This is a genomic window from Mesorhizobium sp. WSM4845 (genome assembly GCF_055811455.1).
The window spans coordinates 73,824-93,661 of record NZ_JBVVQA010000016.1; the positions used below are offsets into that span (position 1 = coordinate 73,824).

The window sequence follows — 19,838 nt, forward strand, 5'->3', positions numbered from 1 at the left end:
ACTGAGCCTGAAAGGACTGTGAGCGGTCGCTGCCGAGCGACCTCCAGCTCCCAATCCTATAGAGGTTTGCGACCTGCCACGCTCTGGTCCGCCGCGGCACTGCCTCTATTTGCTTGAGAAGCAGGCGAGGCAAACATGTGGGATGTGGCGAAAGAGGGCTGGACGCTCCTTAAGGAGAGCATTGTCGGCTTCATCAATGACAATGCCTTGAGCCACGGCGCAGCGATGGCGTTTTATGCCACGACCTCGCTTGCGCCGATCCTGCTCATCGTTGTCGCCATCGCAGGCATGGCCTTCGGAAACGATGCCGCACAACTGGCGCTTTCGGCCCAGCTGGCGGGCCTGATGGGTCCGCAGAGCGCCGAGCTTTTGCAAGCGACAATCGAGAACGCGTCACAAAAAGAGGCGGGAACTCTTGCCAGCATTTTGGGGCTCGTCACGCTGTTGGTTGCCGCATCCGGCGTCTTCGGCGAAATGCAGGTTGCCCTGAACGAGATCTGGAAAGTCAAACCGGTTGGCACATCGATTTCACGGCTCGTCCGGGCGCGCGCTGCCAGCCTGGGTCTCGTCGCGGCGCTTGGCTTTCTGCTGCTGGTATCCCTCGTCGTAAGCGCTGCAATTTCGGCGCTTGGCGATATCATCAACGCATATCTGCCCTTTGGCACCCTCATCCTGAGCGCAATCAACGGGATCGTGTCGTTTGCCATGATCGCCCTGTTGTTTGCGGCAATCTACAAGATACTGCCCGACCGCGCGCTGCAATGGCGCGACGTTGGCGTCGGCGCCGTAGCGACGGCGTTTCTCTTCACGATCGGCAAGTCACTGATCGGCTGGTATATCGGGACCAGCGCCATCGCTTCGTCATACGGGGCAGCCGGTGCACTGCTCGTCGTGCTGCTGTGGGTCTTCTATTCGTCCGAGATCTTTCTGTTGGGCGCCGAATTTACACGAGCCTACTCGGTTCGATATGGCAGCCGGTCCGACCTGGAGGCGACCATTGAAGCAAGTAAATCGCAAACAGAAGCCGGCGACGGCGGCCAGGATCGAAAAGTCTAAAACGAAGTCGTCGGCTGGATTGTTTTCCGCAGTCCGCTCACTGCGTCCCTAAGCCATTTCCAGCATCAACACTGGCGCTGAGACGCCCGGCGCGGCGCCCCGAGGCGAGCATGGCCTTGGGGACATCCGGTCGGAGCGACGCGCGAAGCTCCTTCGCCGCAGCCACCAGCCTGGCGCGGTTGCTTCCATATCTCTTGATCAACTGATGGACTTGCGCTGGGGTGATGCCGTTCTGTCGGGCAAAATGCCTTACCATATAAGCTTCGCTGCCGGAGATCCGATCCCGGTGGCGGGGATAGAGCTTCGCCGCGTCGGCTGTCATGCTTACTCTCCTTTGGTCACGGTTGCTCACGATGTACGATTGGCCAACGCAAAACGGGCGAATTCGTTGCCGCATGCGACACCAATGCAGTTCGCTTTTTCGCCGCAGGCCCGAGCGCCCGGCCAAAGCAATCGGGTCGAAGCACGTATCTGGTTAAGTCCATACGTCGATTTTTCGAGACTCAGCCCTCAGGCACGCGCATGATATGGGCAGGGAGGAAAAGCCATGCGCGAATTGCCAAAGAGCATTGACGCAGACGTTGTAATCGAAATCAGCAGGTTGCTCGACGACCGTGCGAAGTCGGCACCAGTGCCAGTCCACAAGCTTGCCTCGATGATCTCGAATAGTCTCGAGACCGATCTGCCGACAGCTTCCATCGAAGAGTTGATCGTTGAAATGGCCATGACCCGCCAACTTCCGATGCTGTTCGATCTGCCGGGGGCGGATGCAGACAACGTCATATCGATACCCTTGGCGCCCGCCAGCTGATCCGGCTGAGGAACCTTTCCGGCGGGTGTGATTTCAAGACGCGGATCGTTCCCGTCCTGCTCCAATTCGCCCCGCTGGCTCCGGCCGGCGGCGTGTTTGCCGCGTCGCCAATGACAATCGTCATTGGCAATAATCGTCATGGCGATCCGCTGTTTGGGAACATGTGGTGTCCAGTTGCATTTCCTCTAGACAACAAAGGAGGAATTCATGAACTGGGATCAAATCAAGGGAAAATGGATGCAGTTCAAAGGCCAGGCCAAGGAGCAATGGGGCGACCTTACCGACGATGACCTTGATCGCATCGAGGGAAATCGTGACCAACTCGCAGGCCGTATTCAGGAGCGTTATGGAATCGCCAAGGAAGAGGCAGAGCGCCAGGTGGATGACTGGTCCAGAAGCCTCACCTGAGTCTTCAATATCCAGGCTGCGCCGTCGATCGGCGCGCCTTCGTCGTCCTAGCTAGGGCGAAGCAAGGAGCGAAGCGACGCGGCGCAGACCCTAGGATCCATGCCGTTACCTCAGAGCGTCACGACGGTGCAGAACCGTTGATGGCGGAGGGAGGCGCCCCCCTCTGTCCTGCCAACATCAAAATACGATCGCCGCGACGCCCCGATGTCACGATCGGCTAGCGCGCCGATTGTCTCTTGGCTTGCACGGCGACGGCGGTGAGGAAAGCCGTTGCGGCAGTATCGCACGCCGCTCGGGACGGGCTATAGGCGAAAAGGATCAGCTCGGCAGCCCTTGTCGTAAGGCCGTGCTTTTTAGCGAAAGCAGTTATTTCGTAAGGCTTGTCGTGGTCTATGGCCAGTTCGTAGTCTTCATTCATTGCTTCCTCCCGTTTGCGACGTTCCTCGCCTTGGCCCCTCCGCGGCGCAAGGATTAACTTCCCCGGTCTTGAGAGAGTCTACCAATTAGAGATTGCAAAAGGCCTGCGGCGCAAGTCCGCTGCTTTCGCGGCCATGCTGCCGACAGAACCAAGAACAGCGGGCCAGCATGGATGATCAGTTCGGCGCTAGCCGCGCCGATCTGTTCATCAGTCCGCCTGATACGGCCGTCTTGAGGGGCAGCCCCATTTTGTCCGCTGCACATCAAAAAAGATTATATGATGGCGCTGATATCGCAGGTGGTCGACGCAAGCCAATGCCGATCTTTTCAGTCAAGCACACGACCGTCTATCGCTATACGCAGCCGGTGACGTTCGGCGAGCACCGGCTGATGTTCAGGCCGCGCGACAGTTTCGATCAGCGACTTCTGGATCACGCCCTGTTAGTCGACCCCGAGCCGAAAGAGATTGGCTGGATCCACGACGTTTTCGGAAACTGCGTTGCTGTAATCGATTTCAACGGCTCGGGCGACGAACTGCGTTTCGTGACAGACATTCGGCTCGATCACACGCCGCAGCATGCGCCCGATTTCCGTATCGATGACACAGCACTCAGCTATCCATTTTCCTATGATCCCGACGAGGCAACCGACCTCAGCCAAACCATCGAGCGCCATCACCTCGATGATGGCGATGAGATCGGCAAATGGGCACGACAGTTCGTGAGCGCCAAAGGGCGCACCGAGACCGGCAAATTGCTGATGACGCTTTGCTACGCCATCCACGAGAGCTTTGTTTATTCGCGTCGATCTGAAACAGGGACGCAACCGCCTCTGATGACCTTGCATCTGCGTCGAGGCACATGCCGGGATTTTGCGCTGTTCATGATGGAAGCGGTTCGTTCGCTCGGTTTTGCCGCCCGTTTTGTGACCGGCTATGTCTATGTGCCGAACCGCGACAGCGGTTCTGTCGTCGGCGGCGGGTCGACGCATGCCTGGTGCCAGGTCTATTTGCCTGGCGCGGGTTGGGTCGAGTTCGATCCCACCAACGGCATTGTCGGCAACCGGGATCTGATCCGGGTGGCTGTGGCCAGGCATCCTGGGCAAGCCATCCCACTTTCGGGAAGCTACTGCGGCAGCGCGTCGAGCTTTCTCGGCATGACGGTGGAGGTCAAGGTGGTGAGGGAAGCCGGCAATCACCAGCATCGATAAAAATCAGCATCTTCCAATATATTCGGAACTGTTCGCGGGAGTTTGCTCGCCGGTGTCTGTCGGGATTTTACGCGTTTCGCCATTCACGCCGTTGCATGACTGTTCCAGCGCGATATTGCACCTTCTATCTCTGCCATCGGCATATCGGGAAGGCGCCAGCCCGCCGCGCCTTTCGGCACGACGGGCTTCAGCGTGGGGTCACGTCAGTCGTAGACCTTCACAATCTTGCGGGTACCTGGATCGACCAGGACAGTTCGGCCATCGATGACGACGTAGCGGTACTGAACGTCCGGCACCTCGTAAAGTTCGACTGTTTCGGGCAAAGCTGTGCCGATGTTGAGTTCGACGCCAGGAAGGCTGAGTGATGCCACCGGTTTCTTTTTCACGTATTCGCGGATCACGGTGTCATGCTCGGGTTGAATAATGACGTCCTGAGCGGCAGCGGCGCTGACACCGACGAGCAGAAGCATGCCTGCCGCAGCCAATGTAAGTTGCTTTCCCATAATAGCCTCCAAGCAACCTTCAGCTGCGGTGCTTGATTGCTGCCGCGGCGGGTTGCATAGTCATCTCAACGATGCGGAGCAATTCTTGTTCCACCGGCGGTGCGCGAACCGGCTGCCACGGCCTATCGACGCCGATGTTTGGCGGCGCCCGCGAACGTCCGCTCAAGGCCTGGCCTCTTCTTGAGGCGGCGCGTTTGGGACTGGACAATCAGGCTGTGGCCATTTTTCACACGCAGAGGGCCTGTCGCCGGCGTCGCCATAACGTTCCACGAGTTTTGCGAAGCCGTAGGCGAAGGCGGAAAGCAGCGCCAGGATAACCACTATGCGAGCGGCCATACGGGATTATAGCAGGCTCCCGCTCAGGATTGATCCAGAATCGGCCGCGCTCGACAGGCCGGCGACGCGCAAGTCCGCTCGGGAAACCTGCGACCCCGGAACGATGTGCGCTACCAGCCTGGTCCGCGGCGAGATCGAGGCGAATGCGGAACGCCACTATGCTGCTACCCAGACGCGTCTAGGGGACCGCATCGAAATCGACCACAAATCCCGCGTCGATGGCGCTTCGCGCAATGAGATCGCCAATTTGCCAATCCGTGAGTTCGCAGTATGGAAACATCTCCCTCACGGCGATGGTCACCTCGAAGATCGAAACGCTCGGATTGTCGACATGATCGATCAGGTAGCGGACAATCGCCTGCCGAACATCCAATGAATTTGGCTTCTGCAGCGGCGCGGACATTTCCGGCCTACGAATGGAGCCGTGGTTCTGGGCTATCGGCTGTTTTGGCGTCGAAAGCGACGGGCACGCCGTGCACGACGCATGCTGCCGCCAGCATCTCCTCCAACTCGTGGTTGGTGGCCTTGCAAGCCGGCATGAGTGTTCGAATGGCGCGGATCGCCTGCGCGATCGAGAGATACCGAGCCTTGCCTCTGGAAAGGACATAGGCCTCTGTCGCGCCTTCAACTGTGACCGTGTGAAAAGTGTGGCTCATCAACAGTTCCTCCCTGCCAACAATACGACTTTCGTCTAACATGCGGCGGCCTTCAAGCTTATGTCTGATATCGGACAATCAGGAGGAGCGCGTCGCGTTTGACCGGCCTCATGCGATGCGCTTTGTTTTTATGCATGTCGCTATCGCAAAACCGCTGCACGCCCTTGGGTCAGGCCCTGGGTCAGTCCCCGAGGGGCATGCTTGTGCGCGACATGCATCAGCCGAAGTGACGTTGCTCCTCGTCGCCATAGGCGCCATGTGTGAGCTTTATCATTCCGGCACGGTCGACGATCGTGATCTCGCCGCGCCTGGCGTGAACCAGCCCCCGATATTCCAGCATTTGCAGGGCGGTGGTAACGCCGGGGCGCCGAGAGCCGAGCATGGTCGCCAGAAATTCATGCGTCAGCTGGATCTTGTTTCCCTCGGTCCGGTCGTGGACCATCAGCAACCAGCGGGCCAGCCGTTCCTCGATCTTGGAATGGCCATTGACCAGTGCCGTCCGCGACGACTGGACAAGGAAGGCGTGGGCATAGGCAAGCAGCGACGCGCCAAGCGACTGGCTCTTTGCCACCTCAGACCGAAGATTCTCAACCGGCAGGCACCAGCCGCTGCCTGCGACCTGGATGTAGGTCTCATTGGGAGAGCTGTCCTGGCCGAGAATGACGGCAACGCCTGTCATGCCATCATAGCCAATGATCCCGACTTCACTCTGCCGCCCTCCAGTCATGGTGGCGACCACCGAAGCGATACCCGCTTCTGGAAAATACACGTGCTCGATTGGCTGATACGGGACCTCCAGCTGGGCTTTGAGGTCCAGTTGGACATGATGCATTGACGGCAGCAGCAGCGCGAAATCCTCTGGGGAGAGGGCTTTCAACAGATGATTGCGAGGAAGGGACACGTCTCTCTCTCGGACGGGCAAGAGCACGTACCCTCTTACTGTCGGCTGCATCCGCAGCACTGGCGGCCGATATCAAAGCATAGGCTGCAAACACGCGATTGGCAAAACCTTCCCCACCCGCGGCCGAACTTCAAACTGAGACAAGGTGGCGGCGGTCGATCCCCGTTGCGCATCCTTGCGCGCCGGCTAGGATTAAACTCTCGACCTCTCCCTTGCCCTTGGTAAAGGGAGAGCTTCTGAGGGCCCCATTGCGCAGATTACCGGCGCCACGCCTAGGATATTCCACATTTATGTTGACTTCAACATTTGTGTGGAGTTCTTTATATGCGTGAACAGCAAGGAACTTAAGAAATGGCTCGCTGCGCAGGGTTGCACCTTCGAAAGCAAGAAGGGCGGCTCCGGCCACCTGATCATCCGCCGTGGTGATCGCAAGTCGGAATTGCCAATGCATGGCGCTGGCAAGGAACTCGGAACAGGCCTGGTCAATGCAGTCAAAAAGTAGTTGGGATTGAAGTGATGGCTGGATATCGCATCAACGTGGAACCGGACGACAACGGAACGCTGCTCATTACATGCCCGCAATTGCCAAGTGTGGTGACGTTCGCAGAGGATGAGCAGGGTGTGCGCCAGCACGCAGTTGATGCCATAGAGACCGCACTGGCAGGTATGATCGACGATGGTGAGGACGTCCCTCGCCCAGATGGCCAACCGGGTTTGGTCATCGATTTACCGGCACTGACTTGGCTGAAGCTGAATCTTTATTGGTCGCTCAGGGATTCGGATATAACGCGGGCTGAATTGGCCAGGCGATTGGATTGGAAGAGGGAGTCTGTCGACCGCCTGTTCAGGCTTGATCACAGATCCAGACTTAAACAGTTGGAAGCGGCCTTCTCCGCGCTAGGACGCACGGTGGAAGTCGACATTCGCGTTGCCGCCTAGCTGCCGCAAGATAGATGGAGGTGGGCGGTGGCAAACGATAAGATAAAATCCATCGTGGGCAACTGTCCGCGAGTCTGCTGGCGCTCAGCAAAAAGAAGCCGCCGAAGCGATCCGCACAAAAGGCGAAGCTGGCATCGTAAGCGATCATGTCTTTGGCCCCAAAGCTGACGTTTCTTCGCTCCAATGCGTGCAGTTTCGCGCTTTGTTCCGTAGGCCGACGACCGTTCACGTAAACCGCAAAACGCCTAAGTTCGGATCTCCTCAACTGCAACTTGGCGAGAACGATTTCAAAGACTTTGTTGAAAGGCATTTCGGGAGGGTAACCGAGCGGTCCGAACTGGCGCCGGAGTGGTGGACGAGGAAGAACTTCTGTCGGCCTCGAAAATGGGGCGGTAAGCGACGGCTTCACCGGAAATGAGGCCGGCCAGAGATATCGACCGAGCCGCCGCTGTGATCCGCCTCTACCAAACATGTGAGCATCCCCTAATCTACTCCTCATGAGACTCCTCTGGTTCTCTCCCCCGGTCTACGTGAAGGCGAAGCGTCCGGCCACTCGCCATGGGGTCAGCCACGTCGAGGGAGCCGCCGAGGAACTCATGGCGTGGGACACAAAGGGGCCGAGGTGGACGAAAGCGGTCCAATCATGCGTTGACGCGTTCGAGGGCAGAGTGTCCCCCCAAGAGGTCCGTGAAGCCTTTGAGGCGGCGGCCAAGGAGGCGACCGTATATCTCTCGCCTGAGTAGGAGGTATCATGGCAACCCTTTGGTTCGTCCCTCCGGTGTTCGTGAAGACTGAAACGGACGGTGCCAGGCATGGCTGCAACAATGCGAGGGCAGCCCTTGAGCAGCTCAAGACGTGGACCCGGAGAGGACCTCACTGGCACAAGGCGTGGACCCTCTGCCTGTCAGCACTGGAGGGCGATCCGATTGACCCTCACGTGATCCGAAAGGCTTTCGTGGCTGCCGCTAAGGAGGCGGAGATGTATCTCTCGCCTGAGTAGGAGGTATCATCCATTGGATTCACCCTCCGGTCTTTATCGAAACCGACCAACCTGGGCTCACCTTCGTCTGCACCAGGTGCCGCTATAGAACTCATGAAGTGGACCAAGCGGGGATCTAAGTGGAAGGCGGCGGTCGATGTCTGCATGGGCCTCATTGAAGGCGAGCGCACGCCCGACGACGTAAGAAGGCCTTCGAGGTTGCTGCCAAGGAGGAGGGGCTGCTACGCTCCTCCTCTAATTAGGCTCACGTCCGTGGGCGCTATTGAACACCGGATGCCGCAGAATCAGCTGCGCTATTTGCGTGCGAGCACGACGTGAGCCTCTTGGGGGAACATCAGCTCCCCTCCAGTTGAATAGATTGCCAGCGAAGAACTTACATCACCCATAATCGCTGCGATGATAGCGTCGCGGTGTCCGGCATCCATTCCGCTGACCAGCCCTGCCTGCGGAGTCGCTGCCAGCTGTAGTCGCACATATTCCTTTGACGAGGGGAATCGGATGTTCTGTGTCGTCGTGTGGATGGTCACCTGACGAAATCCCGCCCCGGCCACCAATTGGTAAAGCTCGTCCGCATCGGCGAGTGAATGCTCGGACCGTTTCGTTGCCGAAGCGCCTGCACCGAGGTGTCGATCCAAGGCGTCCACCAGCGCCTTTGCCGCAGGAGTGCGCTCAATAGCGCTGAAAACGCTTAAGGCCAGTCGGCCGTCAGGCACCAGCACCCGGAACATCTCACGTAGCGCACTCGACCGGTCCGGGAAAAACTGCAGTCCGAGCTGGCAAAGAACCAGATCGAAGGTGGCGTCAGGGAACGGCATTTCGAGCGCGCTTCCCTCGTGCCAGTCGATACGCGGTCCAGCGCCTGTCGGGAGGGATCGAGCAACGGCAAGCATGCCCGTGTTGATGTCGAGGCCGACGACCTGCCCACTTCCCATACGCTCGGCCGCCAAGCGTGCCACCACGCCGGTGCCGCAAGCTACGTCCAGAACCCGCTCACCAGATTGAGGCGCAGCACGATCCACCAGGTCGGCAGCCCACAGGGCTGTGATTGCCGGGACCAGGTAGCGCTCGTAGAGTTCCGCGGCGCTGCCTTGCAGCTGCCACTGCTCCTGCTCGGCCATAGCGTTCCTTTCCGCACAACGAGCCGCTCGGCAAAAGGCTCGATCGGCGCTTTTAAGCAGTCATCATAGGCGCGCGTCTGTCAAACAAGCAACCGCGCCAACCGGCGGTTGGTAGACGTGCCGCAGCCGGCGCGCGTAGGATTTTTCCACGATCCGCGAACCGGGCATCCCGACCCACCCGAGCTCGGTGACCGCTTGATCGCCCCGTCGCTCTCCTGTGCGGCGGGTTTTTTTGTTTCCTATGGAACACCGGCATGGACAGGACGTTCGCCTCCTGCAGCATCTTCTGTGCTGCGAGATCGGTGTCCCCTCCCGATCGGCCCGCGTCCTTCCCCTCCGTGGGCGCGGGCAACTTCAGATGGACTCTCTCCCTGATTGGAGTAGTCACGTCATGCCGTCGACCTCGATACACAAAACGGAATACGATCCGGAGCGCGAAGTCCTCCCGGTGTGGCTCGTGGCCAGCGGTAAATGCTACCAGTTTGAGGACGTGCCGCCGGAGACCTTCGCCGAGTTCCAAGCCGCCTTCGCCAAGGGCCGCTTCTTCAACGGCCACATCCGAAATCACTTCCGCTACCGTCTAGTTGGACCCGCGGTCGACTGAGCAGCATCAGCGGACGATCTCTCTTTTGGCAGGGATGCGGCTCATTCGTCGCGGCCGTCCGGCCAGCTTTTGCGAGGGTAAGGTCGGACATCGGAACGAAAGGCGGAGTCGCGAATTTCTACTGCTAGATAATCGGAATCGTCGCCCATGAGGCTCGCGACCCTCCACCTTGAAACTGCGAGATACGGCGATGTATATCGCGCGGAAAGGCTCGCTCGGTTGAGGCAGCAAATGATCCGGCACATCAAGCGCACTGACGCCTCGGCTCAAAAAGTCGAGCAAGCGCTGGCTAGTTTGGCCGAAGCAAACGCACCCATGGACCGGCTCGCGCGGCATCAGTAGGGCCGCGCTCATGCTCGCCTCCGCATCGGCACGATGTACGGCGGGTTGTTCGGTTGCTGCATGTGGCGTTCTCACCACATCCGTTTCGTGATGCCTGTCCTTAGCCACCTGGGGCCGCAGAATTGTAGACATGTGGACACGACCGCACGTCCATATGTCATCATCTATCGGTGTTGGGGCCACTCAAGCGTCCGCTGTTAGACTAGGCGACGCCCTGTAGATTGGAACGACACCCTGGAGATTCGAAACATGGCGCTCAAGCGGATGGACAACGTAGGAATCGTCGTCGAAGATCTCGGAGGCACGATCGATTTCTTTCGCGAACTCGGCCTCGAGCTCGAAGGGCGGTCCACGATCGAAGGAGAATGGGCCGGACGTGTCACTGGACTGGGCGATCAGCGTGTCGAGATTCCATGCTGCGCACACCGGACGGCCACAGCCGGCTCGAGCTCTCCCGCTTCCTCACGCCGCCTGTCGTCGCAGATCACCGGAACGCCCCGGTCAACGCCTTCGGCTACCTCCGCGTCATGTTCGCCGTGGACGACATCGACGAGACGCTTGAAAGGCTCCGCACGCGCGGCGCGCAGCTCGAAGGCGAAGTAGTCCAGTATAAAGACGCGTATCGGCTCTGCTACATCCGTGGGCCTGAAGGGCTCCTCATCGGACTAGCCCAAGAACTCAGCTGAGCGCAATACGAAGACAAATGGCGAAGAGTGACCAATGCCAGCGAGCGCGTCCGAGGCCGACCCGCCTGTTCGACGTCCATCCCTCCACGGTCGGCCGCGCTACACGCATGCAATTATCGAAACGTGGGCATGCTGCCACGAAACGGCGCCTCGCGCCTTTGCTCGACCGCATCGACGTCCTGGATCTTGGCGGCGGTTAAGGCCTGCATGGCCGTTCGCGTCGGGCAGCGGCGCCCTGAATTCACGACGATGATGCAACCACCGCCACGTCTTCGCGTTTAACCGCCTTCACTCCTGGGGAGCGACGAAAATGACGGCGTTTGTCCCGATTACAATCTACCTGAATCACAGGCCGATGGTGGTCGCGTCGATAGCCGACGCTGCGAAAGCGCTTCAGCAACCATGGCCATTCATGGACAAGCCGTCCCGGCTTGAAGCAATCCGAATGATCGAGGAATGCCTGGCCGGACATTGCAGTCACCAAGCTGCGTTCGCCGCCTTCGAGGCGGCTGCAACGGAACAGGGACTTCATAAGCAGAAGCCCCCAAGCGAAGGCCTCAAGAAGTTCGACGGGGTTGCTGAAGATCTGATGTGAGATGATGCCCGCCCTCGCCACCTTGGAACCGCTGACAGGCCTCGCCCGGGCGGACTTGGTCAGCCGGGATTGCGGACCACCCGCCAAATCGAGGAATGGCGTTGGTCTCTTGCTGCGCATTCCCTAGCTAACGACCATTCCAATTGCCAGGAACGCGATGGAGACGGCGAAGACCGGAGCGAGTAACCAGCGGGCTCGGTGGACGCTATTTCCATGGGCTCTTCCAGTGAACTCACAGTGAGCAACGACTAGGGGCAGCCGCGGTTCCGGATGGTGCGATGTCCAGTCTGTTACGCGAACAGGTGAGACTTGGGTCCTGTCTGGGATCGGCCCGAAGCTCCAGCCAAAGGAACTTTTGCAGCTGCCGCGGGTTCGGTGAGTAGCGCAAAGACGATGCTGTTCGGCGCGACAGGACTCACATAGAGGCAAATATGAAAATGCGACTTTCCACTGCAGCCGCGGGATTTCTGCTGCTGGCAGGTATCGGCGCTGCCGCCGCTCAGGACGTAGTCATCGAGCCTGAACAGGAGACCGTCATCAGGGAATATGTGAAGAAGCAGCCGCTCGCATCGGTGAAGGTCCCTGGGATAGAGCTCAATATCGGCTCAACGCTGCCCGAGACGGTCGAGCTTCATGAAGTTCCCGACACCAAATACCGTTACGTGGTGGTCGACAACCGGACCGTTGTCGTTGATCCAGGCACACGCAAGATCATCAAAGTCATCGAGTGACCTAAGCGACTGGGAAGCACAGCCCGCCGTGCCGAAAGGTGTAGCAGGACACCAAATCTGGAAGTCCCTCTGATCCAACAGACCATTGCCTGTCCTCTCCGGTAGGAAATGGTCTGTCGGCTCATCCGGTAACTTGCGGCCAACCCAACGCATTGGGGCTGCAACGGTTTGGCGCGGCAATGCCGGTCTCGTTATCGGTCAATCTCATTGCTGCTTTCGCTCTCGTTCTCTTTCAATCTCTTCAGGTTCCTCTTTGTCGATCTTGACCGTCTCGCTGTCAGCCTTGTCGACGGCGAAGCAGTTCGTCCGTCTTGGCGTGCAGGGCCTGAGTATCGCGATGTTCGGCGCGCTGGATGAAAAGCGTCATGGCCCGTGTCGCTAGCGTCGCAATCGAATGCCAATCGAGGCTGCGTGCGTCATAGACAAGCCAAAGCCCGGCATAGGCGAGGAAATCAAAAACGCCTGCGGGCGCGACGTCCGATTTCGTTGCCGCGGGCCTGCGGGATCAAGTTCTGTTCACACGGGAGAATGCCAGCACTGCCGGACCTCACTTTGTTTCGGAACCGATTCGAAACGGGGATATTGATTCAAATCGAAGCGTCTGGAGTCCAATTGCATGCTTACCGAGCCTGGCATTGGCCGGCTGTCGTTTATTGAATTCCAAACGCCCACGCTGGTCGAGAAGCCGCCCCAGGGCGATGGATGGATTCACGAAATCAAATACGATGGCTATCGGACCCAGCTGATCATCCAGCGGGGCAAGGCGCAGGCCTTCACCCGAAGGGGCTTCGACTGGACCGACCGATACGGCCCGATTGTCGGTGCTGCGGCTGAGCTGAAAGCAAAGCGCGCAATCATCGATGGCGAGGCGACTGTGTTAGGCGCTACCGGACTTCCTGACTTTCAGGCACTACGCCGCGAGCTTGGAAAAGCTGAGTCAACGAAGCTGATCTTCCACGCTTTCGATCTGCTTCACCTCAACGGCAGGAATCTGCGGGACGCTCCGCTGCTGGAGCGCAAGCGCGCCTTGCAACGTCTCTTGGAGGGCGCGCCGCCGGTGCTGATCTATGTCGATCATTATGAGGGCGACGGCCCGACAGTGTTCGAGCACGCCTGCGAAATGGGCCTGGAGGGGATCGTGTCGAAGCGTGCAGATTCGCGCTATCGCTCCGGCCGGCAGGAGAGTTGGCTCAAGCTCAAATGCATCAAGAGCGACAACTTTCCGATCGTCGCCTTCGTCGAGAAGCTGGGGGCGAAGCGCGCAGGATTGCCTCGCTTTATCTCGGCCGCCGCGAGGGGAATCGCGTCCACTATGCCGGCAAGGCGCAAAGCGGCTATACCCTGCGGGATGCACGCGAAGTGCGTGAACGATTGGACCCACTGATTGTGGCGAAATCTCCACTCTCGGAACCGATAGACAAGCCCAAGGCAACTTGGGTGCACCCAGCAGTCGAGGCCGAAATCCAATATAGCGGGATCACCGATGACGGACTGCTGCGTGAGGCGGTGTTCAAGGGGCTGCGCGATGATCTGAGCCCACCAGCCCGCGCGCCGCGTTTAGCCCGTAAGCGGCCGCCGTCCGATGAAAGTTTGGGCGTCCCGCCCGAAAACATTCTGCAATTGCTGCCCGACGCCGTCGTGCCCTCGAAAGAGGATCTGATCAGCTACTGGCAGAAGGTGGCGAAGAAGGCACTAGTTCATCTCGGCCGGCGCCTCCTCAAGCTTGTTCGCCACTCGCACGGCGCAACATTCTATCACAAGGGCAGATTGCCCGAAATTCCCCATGCCGTGCATCAGCTGCGAGTTCAGAAACGCGAAGGTGGCGAAGGTGTGAGGCTGTGGGTTGATGACCTTGATGGGCTTCTTGGCTTGGTGGAAATGGGCGTTGTCGAATTGCACCCATGGAACGCCACCATTGATGATATCGAGCATGCCGACCACCTCGTAATAGATCTGGATCCTGGTGAAGGAGTCGAATGGGAGCTAGTTGCCGGCACGGCTTTGGCGCTCCGCGATATGCTGCGTTCAGCAGGACTCGACAGCTGGCCGAAGGTGACTGGCGGCAAAGGCGTGCATGTGATGGCGCCGCTGAACGCTGCGATCACCCACGATGCGGCCAGGCAGTATGCACGCAGGCTGGCGCAGCAGCTGGTCAACAAGTATCCCGATCGCTACGTGTTGGCGGCTGCGCCGTCCGCCCGCGTAGGGCGGATCTTCCTGGATTATCTCCGAAATGGGCGAGGAAACACGGCGGTCGGTGCGTATTCGCCAAGAGCCCGACCATACTTTCCGATAGCAGCTCCCGTAACCTGGAGCCTGGTCGAAAAGGGAATTCTGCCAGTCGCGTTCACGCTGCAAAGCCCATTTCGACCGACGCCGCAGACAAGCCTGCGGAAAGCAGGTCGCGCTCGTGCCAATTTTTCAGATCGCCCGACGTGAAGGAAGAGCAGAGACTTTTAATAAGTCGGCGGATCTGGAGATCGTGGCTCGACCAACGCCAATCTTCCGCACGCGTCAAAGTGGATTGGAATAGGGTCGCAGATTGTCCCCGAAAACCGCTCCTCCGGACCCGAAATGAAGGCAAGTAGATAGTCCTGGTCACCATGTGTAAGAAGGCGCCCGGCATATATCTCGCAGTCGAATGTGCCGGACCGTCCGCCGGTTTCCATGGCCCCAAGGGATGATCGGCAGCAATATAGTGGATGCCCGCTACCGGCTCTCCCGGATAGTTGCGTTTGAATTCTTCCGACCAACATTGTGAATGTGTGCAGAAGAGGCAGAACCATTTGTCGCCCCGCTGGAAGACTTGGGGGACCTCGATTTCCCCGAAAGATCCGACATAAACCGGAGGCTGAAGCTGCCAATTTACAAGATCGTGCGAATGGGCAACGCCAATTGCACCAGAGGCATTGGTATCCGATGGCATAGGCGATCGGGCCGTGAAATACATCAGCCAGCCAGAGCCCTCGGGGTCACGTATCACCCAAGGATCCCGCAGCGGGCAGTCCTTCCAGCGCCGCGGAACGCAACCCTCGTAATACTCGGCATTCTCACCGGTGCGCTCAAGCGCAAGGCCCTGCCTTCTCCAATGGACTAGATCGGTGCTACTAGCGCGTCCGATCCGTTGTATTTTGCCCTCTTCAGCGCGTGATGTCCCGGTATAGAAGAGGGTCCATGAATTCCTGTCGTTCCGCACAACGCAGCCGGTCCAGATCGTCAGATCATCAAAAGACGGAGTTTTGCTCGGCCGGAAATCCGTTCCCCGATACGTCCATTTGCGCAGGTCAGGACTTGTGGCAAGGCCCCAGGTAACATTCCAGTGTCGCAGTTCGGGATTCCCTAGCGAGCGATCGGCCTGCAGAAAGAAGGCATGCCAGAGTCCCTGATCATCCCGGCAATACCAGCTGTCCCATATCCATTTTCCTTCGACGGTCAACATTGGATGCCTCTGACGTCGCATTGCCAACCACTGCTGAAAGAAAACCATCAGCGCACGCTAACGTTCCGCTTCAAGGCTTACGGCCGGGGAGGCAACCGGACTAATCTTGTTTCCAAATATCGTGCGAACTTGGTTTCGGACTTGGTTGCCCAACGCGCGGTTCAGGTTGACCTTTCGGCGGCCTGTCTGCCGGCCTTTAGGCGTCGTCGCTGCGCGGGCCGATGCTCGACACACCAGCCGCATTTCGGGATGGGTTCGCGCGAACTCTTTCTCGTGTGGGGGGTCTTGACCAGGATCAGGCCCCTTTCCACGGGGGCGAGCTCTTCCAAGCGGTCGTTCAGGCACCGGACCAGGCCGACCTGGAACGATCGGGTCAGGTGCCGACGGCGAAGCGATCCCCGATAGGCGCGCCTCTGCTTGAAGCGCTGGCTTTCGACGTCGCGGTAGCGGGGTCGGTCCACCTTCACGCGGTGGACGGGGACGCAAGTTTAGGTCGTTGCAGACCCGCGTTCAGGACGATCTGGCGATCTTCTAACTACCGTCATAGGACCCAAAGGGGAGAAACCTCGCAGGCCCGCGCCGAACCAAGGTGTGGGCGTTATGGCGTTCACCTCGATACGCAAACGGAATACGATCCGGAACGCAGAACCCTCTCGGCGTGGTTCGTGGCCAGCGGTAAATGTTACCAGTTTGAGGACGTGCCGCCGGAGACCTACGCCGCGTTCAAAGCCGCCATTGTGAATGCCGCTACTTCAAGACCACCTCCGCAATCCCTTCCGATTCGGTGTGGTTACGACCGGCGACGGTGCCGGATGACATCGTATGGACCAAGCGCGTCATTCAGGCTGGTGGCGACGCTATGTAGTGGTAGAAGACTCGTCCGACGACCCCGGCAAACGATCGCGAATGGCTTCCTCGGTTCGCTTTGCCGTCGATTCAACAACTTTGCCGACCTTGCCTGCTAGGGTGCCGGCATCTCCACCCGAGCCTTGCCGGTCGGCCTCTTCCTTGACCGTTTCGTAAGCCTCGGCGGCAACTTGCTTTGCTTGCTCCAGGCCCGTTTCGAAAACCTCCTCCGCACTGTCGCGAATTTTGTCGCGGTAGGCGCCAAGTTGCTCGTCCTCTGTGGCTGTGTGGGGCAGCATCACCCCGATGGCAGTGCCCAGCGCAAGGCCGACTGCGGCGATAGCCAGCGGTTCGCGCTCGAAGAGGTCTTGTGCCGATTGGCGCGTCCGAGCCGCTATCTCGCTGGCGCTTGAGCCGAGCTGTCCGGCGGTTGTTGTCATCCTCTCCTTGGCGCCCGTAGCAGCGTTTGCTGCAGCTTCGGCCGCGTCGCTTGCTGCTGATGTAACCGAACCGGCGGTATCGGAGAGCATCGCCCCGATTCCGGACCCTTCGTTGCCCTGGCTGAAATCATCGCCGCGCAAGTTAGAGAAAGGAGCTGTGCGTGTCCGATAGGCGGCGGCAGCTGAGTTGGTTGCCGACGTGCCGTCGCCCAGCATCAGCCAGGCCAGGCCGGCTCCAATCAACGTCAATGGCAACGGGTTGTCCCTGACTTGCGACTTGAGATTGCCAAGCATGGCAGATCCCTCGCCACCGGCGAACATCCCGGTAAATTCATCGATCAATTGACCCGGTGTCATCTTGCTGCGGATCGAATCGGCGGTGTCTGCTACTTTAGCACGGGCGATGTCGGCATCGCGTTCGAGCTCGGCTGCGGATTTTTCGCTCATCTTATTTGATCCTTGATCACGCGCGCGTCGCGCTTGAGTTGGTCTTGTGTGCGATCAGGCGTTAGCTCGGAAGGAGCCATGCTTTTCGTGCCAGAGCGCAAGAGAATGATCCCCAGTATCGCGACGACGATCCCGACCAGCAGCGAGGACCATCCCGCTCCCAGGCCGGCACTCGCCAGGGCGATTACGAGTGCTTGCAAAAGCACCATCAAGGCCGCGAGAAGGCATATGGCGCCGGCCAGAACCTCGGCGGCGCCTGCGCCGGCCTTGCTGATTTTCTCCGACATTTCGGCCCGCAACAGCCTACTTTCGGTTTGAAGCAGGCTTGTGACCTGCTGTGCCAGATCGCTGACGAGGGTTGCGAGGCCGCGACTTTCCTGATTGTTGGTCATGGGTTCTGCTCCAGGCTTGCGCCTGCCAAATCCCTGTCGTCTCTGGGCTGATTGAAGGGAGGCGGCGTAGTGTCAGGTGCCTCTGCCGATCGCGTAGCGGACTGATCCGAGTTCGAAACCGTTTCTGAACCCCCGTCTGTTTGCGATCGACTCGGTGTCTCGGTCCGGGCAGATGGCGGCGTGCTCTTGATAAACCGCCCCAGCGCCAAGCCTGCCAATACTGAGCCGGCTATCAGCGCCCCTGAGTTTTCGCGGCCGAAAGACCGCATCTCGCCAAGAACATCTTCGAATGGTTTGTCCTTCAACGAAGATGAAAGGCGTTCAAGCGAGCCGGCGGCATCGAGGGTGAACTTCGAAGCGGTCCGTTGATTGTTATTCGCCAGATGCTCGCTTGCTGCTCGCAAGGCTCCGCTAAAGGCCTTCAGGTTGGAGCTGATATCGCGCTGTGTGCCCTCGGCTTTGTCGAACAACGCCTGCTTCGCTTCAGCAGCGTAGTCGCCCGCCTTCCTGGCGAGTTCGTCGCGAGCGTCGTGTAGCGCCTCTGTCGCGGTCTGCGTTTCCTGCTGGAACCGTTCGGACAGTTCGCTTTTGGCTGTTTCGAAATCGGCCGGCTTACGGCCCTGATCGTCTTCGCGCTGCATGGTATCTCCTAATGGAATCCGAGGAAGGAGAGGATCGCAAGCACGACGACGACAAGGCCGATGAGATAAATGACACTGTTCATGGTGGCAATCTCCTCCATTGCCTAACGAACTTGGCGGGGGCAAACAGGTTCCATCACTTCCAGCTAAATTAGCAGTAAGAATTCGGTGCCATAACCGGCGTCCCTCGCATGGACTTCTAGCGACAGCGCGCCCATGGCGTGGGTCCAAGGGAATATCCAAATGAACCAGGGCATCAATAGGCCCCTCCGAAAGCTGATCTGTTCAAGATGGCTGCCGGGAACCAGCCTCCGCAAGACACGTTGCTGAGTCACCGAACTTCTCAAAAAGGATGCTTGCTATGGCGAAAGAGATACCTCGCGAGGAAGAGCAACGCGGCACAGGAAGGGTCCTCATGTGGGGCGCCGTGATCACCGCTGTGCTTTTTGTTGCCCTACTGGCCACATTCGTCCTCGGGCCACTCTGATCTGAGATACTCACCGCCCTAACCTCTGGAGCTTGTTCCTGCGGCGGACCAAAGCTGCCGGCCGGCGCCTACCAGGCAACGTCGATTGCTCACAGAGCACTATCAGCGGACGCTAATGTTGCGCTTCAAGGGGCTTTTGGCCGGGGAGGCAGCGACCTGCGGGACGGGGTGTCGTGGTCACCGCCGGGTATCGACTGCGCTTTGCAGGCGATCGGAACTAACGGTCTGTGGCGGCGTTGCGATGGCAGTAAGACAATGCTGACCAACGGAGACAGACATGACAGACTCCAAGGAACGTCTGGTGCAGTGGCTTCGCGACGCTCACGCCATGGAAGAACAAGCCGAGACCATGTTGAGCGGCCAAATCGAGCGTCTCGAAAACTATCCCGAGATTCGCGACCGGATGAACATGCATCTCGAAGAAACGAGGCAACAGGCAATACGTCTTGAACAATGCCTCGATCGGATCGGCGACGGATCTTCGACGCTGAAGGACGCCGGCGGTAAGCTAATCGCCATCGGACAGAACATCAGCGGCATGTTTGCAGGCGACGAGGTGATGAAAGGATCACTGGCTAGCTACACATTCGAACATATGGAAATCGCCAGCTACAAAATGCTCATTGCCGCAGCCGGCGAGGTCGGCGACTCCGAGACCCAAAGAGCGTGTAAAGAAAACCTCCGCGAAGAAGAGGCGATGGCAGATTGGCTGGAAAACCAACTCGGCACGGTCACCAGCGAGTTCCTCAGACGCGACGAGCGGGATGCTGACACCGCGAAACGGTGACATGCCTAAAGTCTTGCCATCGCGTTGTAGAAATCCTTCGGCGGCAC

Annotated in this window: 24 protein-coding genes and 2 pseudogenes; 15 read left to right on the plus strand and 11 right to left on the minus strand. The window is 59.0% G+C overall.

The window, feature by feature from the left end:
* Positions 1–135 precede the first annotated feature (135 nt).
* Positions 136–1,056 carry a YihY/virulence factor BrkB family protein gene (locus AC0L2C_RS19000; protein ID WP_023800270.1) on the plus strand — a complete coding sequence of 307 codons (921 nt, stop codon included), beginning with the start codon at positions 136–138 and terminating at the stop codon, positions 1,054–1,056.
* Positions 1,057–1,093: 37 nt separating this feature from the next.
* On the opposite strand, the gene AC0L2C_RS19005 is transcribed toward AC0L2C_RS19000, so the two are convergent.
* Positions 1,094–1,378 carry a DUF3606 domain-containing protein gene (locus AC0L2C_RS19005; RefSeq protein WP_023800269.1) on the minus strand — a complete coding sequence of 95 codons (285 nt, stop codon included), beginning with the start codon at positions 1,376–1,378 and terminating at the stop codon, positions 1,094–1,096.
* Between the two features lie 225 nt (positions 1,379–1,603).
* Between AC0L2C_RS19005 and AC0L2C_RS19010 the strand changes: the two genes are divergently transcribed.
* Entirely contained in the window at positions 1,604–1,867 is a 264-nt protein-coding gene (locus AC0L2C_RS19010; protein WP_287239935.1) for a hypothetical protein, read from the plus strand.
* A 207-nt stretch (positions 1,868–2,074) separates the two neighbouring features.
* Positions 2,075–2,275: a CsbD family protein gene (locus AC0L2C_RS19015; protein WP_023800267.1), complete on the plus strand. Its 201-nt coding sequence runs from the start codon at positions 2,075–2,077 to the stop codon at positions 2,273–2,275.
* A gap of 217 nt (positions 2,276–2,492) precedes the next feature.
* Here AC0L2C_RS19015 and AC0L2C_RS19020 read toward each other — a convergent pair whose 3' ends face one another.
* Positions 2,493–2,693, minus strand: coding sequence for a hypothetical protein (locus AC0L2C_RS19020; protein ID WP_036263866.1), 201 nt, complete (start codon positions 2,691–2,693; stop codon positions 2,493–2,495).
* Positions 2,694–3,007: 314 nt separating this feature from the next.
* On the opposite strand from AC0L2C_RS19020, the gene AC0L2C_RS19025 reads away from it, so the two are divergent.
* A complete protein-coding gene (locus AC0L2C_RS19025) occupies positions 3,008–3,901 on the plus strand; it encodes a transglutaminase family protein (protein ID WP_287240022.1) in 894 nt (297 codons plus the stop codon).
* Positions 3,902–4,104: 203 nt separating this feature from the next.
* On the opposite strand, the gene AC0L2C_RS19030 is transcribed toward AC0L2C_RS19025, so the two are convergent.
* The 4 genes from AC0L2C_RS19030 to AC0L2C_RS19045 all read right to left on the minus strand — a co-directional run bounded on the left by AC0L2C_RS19030 (position 4,105) and on the right by AC0L2C_RS19045 (position 6,348).
* Positions 4,105–4,404, minus strand: a complete 300-nt coding sequence (locus AC0L2C_RS19030) for a DUF1236 domain-containing protein (protein ID WP_023800265.1) — start codon at positions 4,402–4,404, stop codon at positions 4,105–4,107.
* A 514-nt stretch (positions 4,405–4,918) separates the two neighbouring features.
* Positions 4,919–5,113 (minus strand): hypothetical protein, encoded by a 195-nt coding sequence (locus AC0L2C_RS19035; RefSeq protein ID WP_473524119.1) that lies wholly within the window; start codon positions 5,111–5,113, stop codon positions 4,919–4,921.
* A gap of 37 nt (positions 5,114–5,150) precedes the next feature.
* Complete coding sequence (locus tag AC0L2C_RS19040; RefSeq protein WP_287239938.1) at positions 5,151–5,396, minus strand: hypothetical protein; 246 nt, start codon at positions 5,394–5,396, stop codon at positions 5,151–5,153.
* Positions 5,397–5,613: 217 nt separating this feature from the next.
* Complete coding sequence (locus AC0L2C_RS19045; protein WP_287067523.1) at positions 5,614–6,348, minus strand: Crp/Fnr family transcriptional regulator; 735 nt, start codon at positions 6,346–6,348, stop codon at positions 5,614–5,616.
* Positions 6,349–6,625: 277 nt separating this feature from the next.
* On the opposite strand from AC0L2C_RS19045, the gene AC0L2C_RS19050 reads away from it, so the two are divergent.
* The 4 genes from AC0L2C_RS19050 to AC0L2C_RS19065 all read left to right on the plus strand — a co-directional run bounded on the left by AC0L2C_RS19050 (position 6,626) and on the right by AC0L2C_RS19065 (position 8,236).
* Positions 6,626–6,799, plus strand: coding sequence for a type II toxin-antitoxin system HicA family toxin (locus AC0L2C_RS19050; protein WP_287067470.1), 174 nt, complete (start codon positions 6,626–6,628; stop codon positions 6,797–6,799).
* A gap of 14 nt (positions 6,800–6,813) precedes the next feature.
* Positions 6,814–7,236, plus strand: a complete 423-nt coding sequence (locus AC0L2C_RS19055; protein WP_473524120.1) for a type II toxin-antitoxin system HicB family antitoxin — start codon at positions 6,814–6,816, stop codon at positions 7,234–7,236.
* A gap of 497 nt (positions 7,237–7,733) precedes the next feature.
* Positions 7,734–7,979 (plus strand): DUF982 domain-containing protein, encoded by a 246-nt coding sequence (locus AC0L2C_RS19060; protein WP_236390154.1) that lies wholly within the window; start codon positions 7,734–7,736, stop codon positions 7,977–7,979.
* Positions 7,980–7,987: 8 nt separating this feature from the next.
* Positions 7,988–8,236, plus strand: a complete 249-nt coding sequence (locus tag AC0L2C_RS19065; RefSeq protein WP_353682288.1) for a DUF982 domain-containing protein — start codon at positions 7,988–7,990, stop codon at positions 8,234–8,236.
* A 293-nt stretch (positions 8,237–8,529) separates the two neighbouring features.
* Here the strand turns inward: AC0L2C_RS19065 and AC0L2C_RS19070 are convergent, their stop codons facing one another.
* Entirely contained in the window at positions 8,530–9,354 is an 825-nt protein-coding gene (locus AC0L2C_RS19070) for a class I SAM-dependent methyltransferase (protein WP_287239943.1), read from the minus strand.
* A gap of 391 nt (positions 9,355–9,745) precedes the next feature.
* Here AC0L2C_RS19070 and AC0L2C_RS19075 point away from each other — a divergent pair, with 391 nt between their 5' ends.
* The 5 genes and pseudogenes from AC0L2C_RS19075 (at position 9,746) to ligD (ending at position 14,751) form a co-directional block, all read left to right on the plus strand.
* Positions 9,746–9,958 (plus strand): KTSC domain-containing protein, encoded by a 213-nt coding sequence (locus tag AC0L2C_RS19075; RefSeq protein WP_473524121.1) that lies wholly within the window; start codon positions 9,746–9,748, stop codon positions 9,956–9,958.
* A gap of 591 nt (positions 9,959–10,549) precedes the next feature.
* Positions 10,550–10,986, plus strand: a pseudogene (locus AC0L2C_RS19080) (VOC family protein).
* A 310-nt stretch (positions 10,987–11,296) separates the two neighbouring features.
* Positions 11,297–11,581: a DUF982 domain-containing protein gene (locus AC0L2C_RS19085; protein ID WP_051407857.1), complete on the plus strand. Its 285-nt coding sequence runs from the start codon at positions 11,297–11,299 to the stop codon at positions 11,579–11,581.
* A 431-nt stretch (positions 11,582–12,012) separates the two neighbouring features.
* Positions 12,013–12,312: a DUF1236 domain-containing protein gene (locus AC0L2C_RS19090; RefSeq protein ID WP_023800251.1), complete on the plus strand. Its 300-nt coding sequence runs from the start codon at positions 12,013–12,015 to the stop codon at positions 12,310–12,312.
* A gap of 616 nt (positions 12,313–12,928) precedes the next feature.
* Positions 12,929–14,751, plus strand: a pseudogene (ligD, locus tag AC0L2C_RS19095) (DNA ligase D).
* Here ligD and AC0L2C_RS19100 read toward each other — a convergent pair.
* Entirely contained in the window at positions 14,660–15,751 is a 1,092-nt protein-coding gene (locus tag AC0L2C_RS19100) for a hypothetical protein (protein ID WP_473524122.1), read from the minus strand. The pseudogene ligD and the gene AC0L2C_RS19100 overlap by 92 nt on opposite strands.
* Before the next feature lie 221 nt (positions 15,752–15,972).
* Here AC0L2C_RS19100 and AC0L2C_RS19105 point away from each other — a divergent pair, with 221 nt between their 5' ends.
* Positions 15,973–16,716 (plus strand): KTSC domain-containing protein, encoded by a 744-nt coding sequence (locus AC0L2C_RS19105; protein ID WP_473524123.1) that lies wholly within the window; start codon positions 15,973–15,975, stop codon positions 16,714–16,716.
* Here AC0L2C_RS19105 and AC0L2C_RS19110 read toward each other — a convergent pair.
* The 3 genes from AC0L2C_RS19110 to AC0L2C_RS19120 are packed head-to-tail and all read right to left on the minus strand — an operon-like array spanning position 16,609 to position 18,517.
* Positions 16,609–17,484, minus strand: a complete 876-nt coding sequence (locus AC0L2C_RS19110) for a hypothetical protein (RefSeq protein ID WP_473524124.1) — start codon at positions 17,482–17,484, stop codon at positions 16,609–16,611. The two genes, AC0L2C_RS19105 and AC0L2C_RS19110, sit on opposite strands and share 108 nt — an antisense overlap.
* Positions 17,481–17,876 (minus strand): phage holin family protein, encoded by a 396-nt coding sequence (locus AC0L2C_RS19115; RefSeq protein ID WP_023800246.1) that lies wholly within the window; start codon positions 17,874–17,876, stop codon positions 17,481–17,483. The genes AC0L2C_RS19110 and AC0L2C_RS19115 overlap by 4 nt, the downstream gene beginning before the upstream one ends.
* Positions 17,873–18,517, minus strand: a complete 645-nt coding sequence (locus tag AC0L2C_RS19120; protein ID WP_287053141.1) for a hypothetical protein — start codon at positions 18,515–18,517, stop codon at positions 17,873–17,875. Before AC0L2C_RS19120 ends, AC0L2C_RS19115 begins: the two co-directional genes overlap by 4 nt.
* Before the next feature lie 764 nt (positions 18,518–19,281).
* Here AC0L2C_RS19120 and AC0L2C_RS19125 point away from each other — a divergent pair.
* Positions 19,282–19,791: a ferritin-like domain-containing protein gene (locus tag AC0L2C_RS19125; RefSeq protein ID WP_473524125.1), complete on the plus strand. Its 510-nt coding sequence runs from the start codon at positions 19,282–19,284 to the stop codon at positions 19,789–19,791.
* The last annotated feature ends 47 nt before the right edge of the window (positions 19,792–19,838 follow it).

Coding starts and splice junctions, on each gene's coding strand:
- AC0L2C_RS19000 (WP_023800270.1), top strand. CDS start 136: ATGTGGGATGTGGCGAAAGAGGGCTGGACGCTCCTTAAGGAGAGCATT.
- AC0L2C_RS19005 (WP_023800269.1), bottom strand. CDS start 1,378: ATGACAGCCGACGCGGCGAAGCTCTATCCCCGCCACCGGGATCGGATC.
- AC0L2C_RS19010 (WP_287239935.1), top strand. CDS start 1,604: ATGCGCGAATTGCCAAAGAGCATTGACGCAGACGTTGTAATCGAAATC.
- AC0L2C_RS19015 (WP_023800267.1), top strand. CDS start 2,075: ATGAACTGGGATCAAATCAAGGGAAAATGGATGCAGTTCAAAGGCCAG.
- AC0L2C_RS19020 (WP_036263866.1), bottom strand. CDS start 2,693: ATGAATGAAGACTACGAACTGGCCATAGACCACGACAAGCCTTACGAA.
- AC0L2C_RS19025 (WP_287240022.1), top strand. CDS start 3,008: ATGCCGATCTTTTCAGTCAAGCACACGACCGTCTATCGCTATACGCAG.
- AC0L2C_RS19030 (WP_023800265.1), bottom strand. CDS start 4,404: ATGGGAAAGCAACTTACATTGGCTGCGGCAGGCATGCTTCTGCTCGTC.
- AC0L2C_RS19040 (WP_287239938.1), bottom strand. CDS start 5,396: ATGAGCCACACTTTTCACACGGTCACAGTTGAAGGCGCGACAGAGGCC.
- AC0L2C_RS19045 (WP_287067523.1), bottom strand. CDS start 6,348: ATGCAGCCGACAGTAAGAGGGTACGTGCTCTTGCCCGTCCGAGAGAGA.
- AC0L2C_RS19055 (WP_473524120.1), top strand. CDS start 6,814: ATGGCTGGATATCGCATCAACGTGGAACCGGACGACAACGGAACGCTG.
- AC0L2C_RS19060 (WP_236390154.1), top strand. CDS start 7,734: ATGAGACTCCTCTGGTTCTCTCCCCCGGTCTACGTGAAGGCGAAGCGT.
- AC0L2C_RS19065 (WP_353682288.1), top strand. CDS start 7,988: ATGGCAACCCTTTGGTTCGTCCCTCCGGTGTTCGTGAAGACTGAAACG.
- AC0L2C_RS19070 (WP_287239943.1), bottom strand. CDS start 9,354: ATGGCCGAGCAGGAGCAGTGGCAGCTGCAAGGCAGCGCCGCGGAACTC.
- AC0L2C_RS19075 (WP_473524121.1), top strand. CDS start 9,746: ATGCCGTCGACCTCGATACACAAAACGGAATACGATCCGGAGCGCGAA.
- AC0L2C_RS19085 (WP_051407857.1), top strand. CDS start 11,297: ATGACGGCGTTTGTCCCGATTACAATCTACCTGAATCACAGGCCGATG.
- AC0L2C_RS19090 (WP_023800251.1), top strand. CDS start 12,013: ATGAAAATGCGACTTTCCACTGCAGCCGCGGGATTTCTGCTGCTGGCA.
- AC0L2C_RS19100 (WP_473524122.1), bottom strand. CDS start 15,751: ATGTTGACCGTCGAAGGAAAATGGATATGGGACAGCTGGTATTGCCGG.
- AC0L2C_RS19105 (WP_473524123.1), top strand. CDS start 15,973: ATGCTCGACACACCAGCCGCATTTCGGGATGGGTTCGCGCGAACTCTT.
- AC0L2C_RS19110 (WP_473524124.1), bottom strand. CDS start 17,484: ATGAGCGAAAAATCCGCAGCCGAGCTCGAACGCGATGCCGACATCGCC.
- AC0L2C_RS19115 (WP_023800246.1), bottom strand. CDS start 17,876: ATGACCAACAATCAGGAAAGTCGCGGCCTCGCAACCCTCGTCAGCGAT.
- AC0L2C_RS19120 (WP_287053141.1), bottom strand. CDS start 18,517: ATGCAGCGCGAAGACGATCAGGGCCGTAAGCCGGCCGATTTCGAAACA.
- AC0L2C_RS19125 (WP_473524125.1), top strand. CDS start 19,282: ATGACAGACTCCAAGGAACGTCTGGTGCAGTGGCTTCGCGACGCTCAC.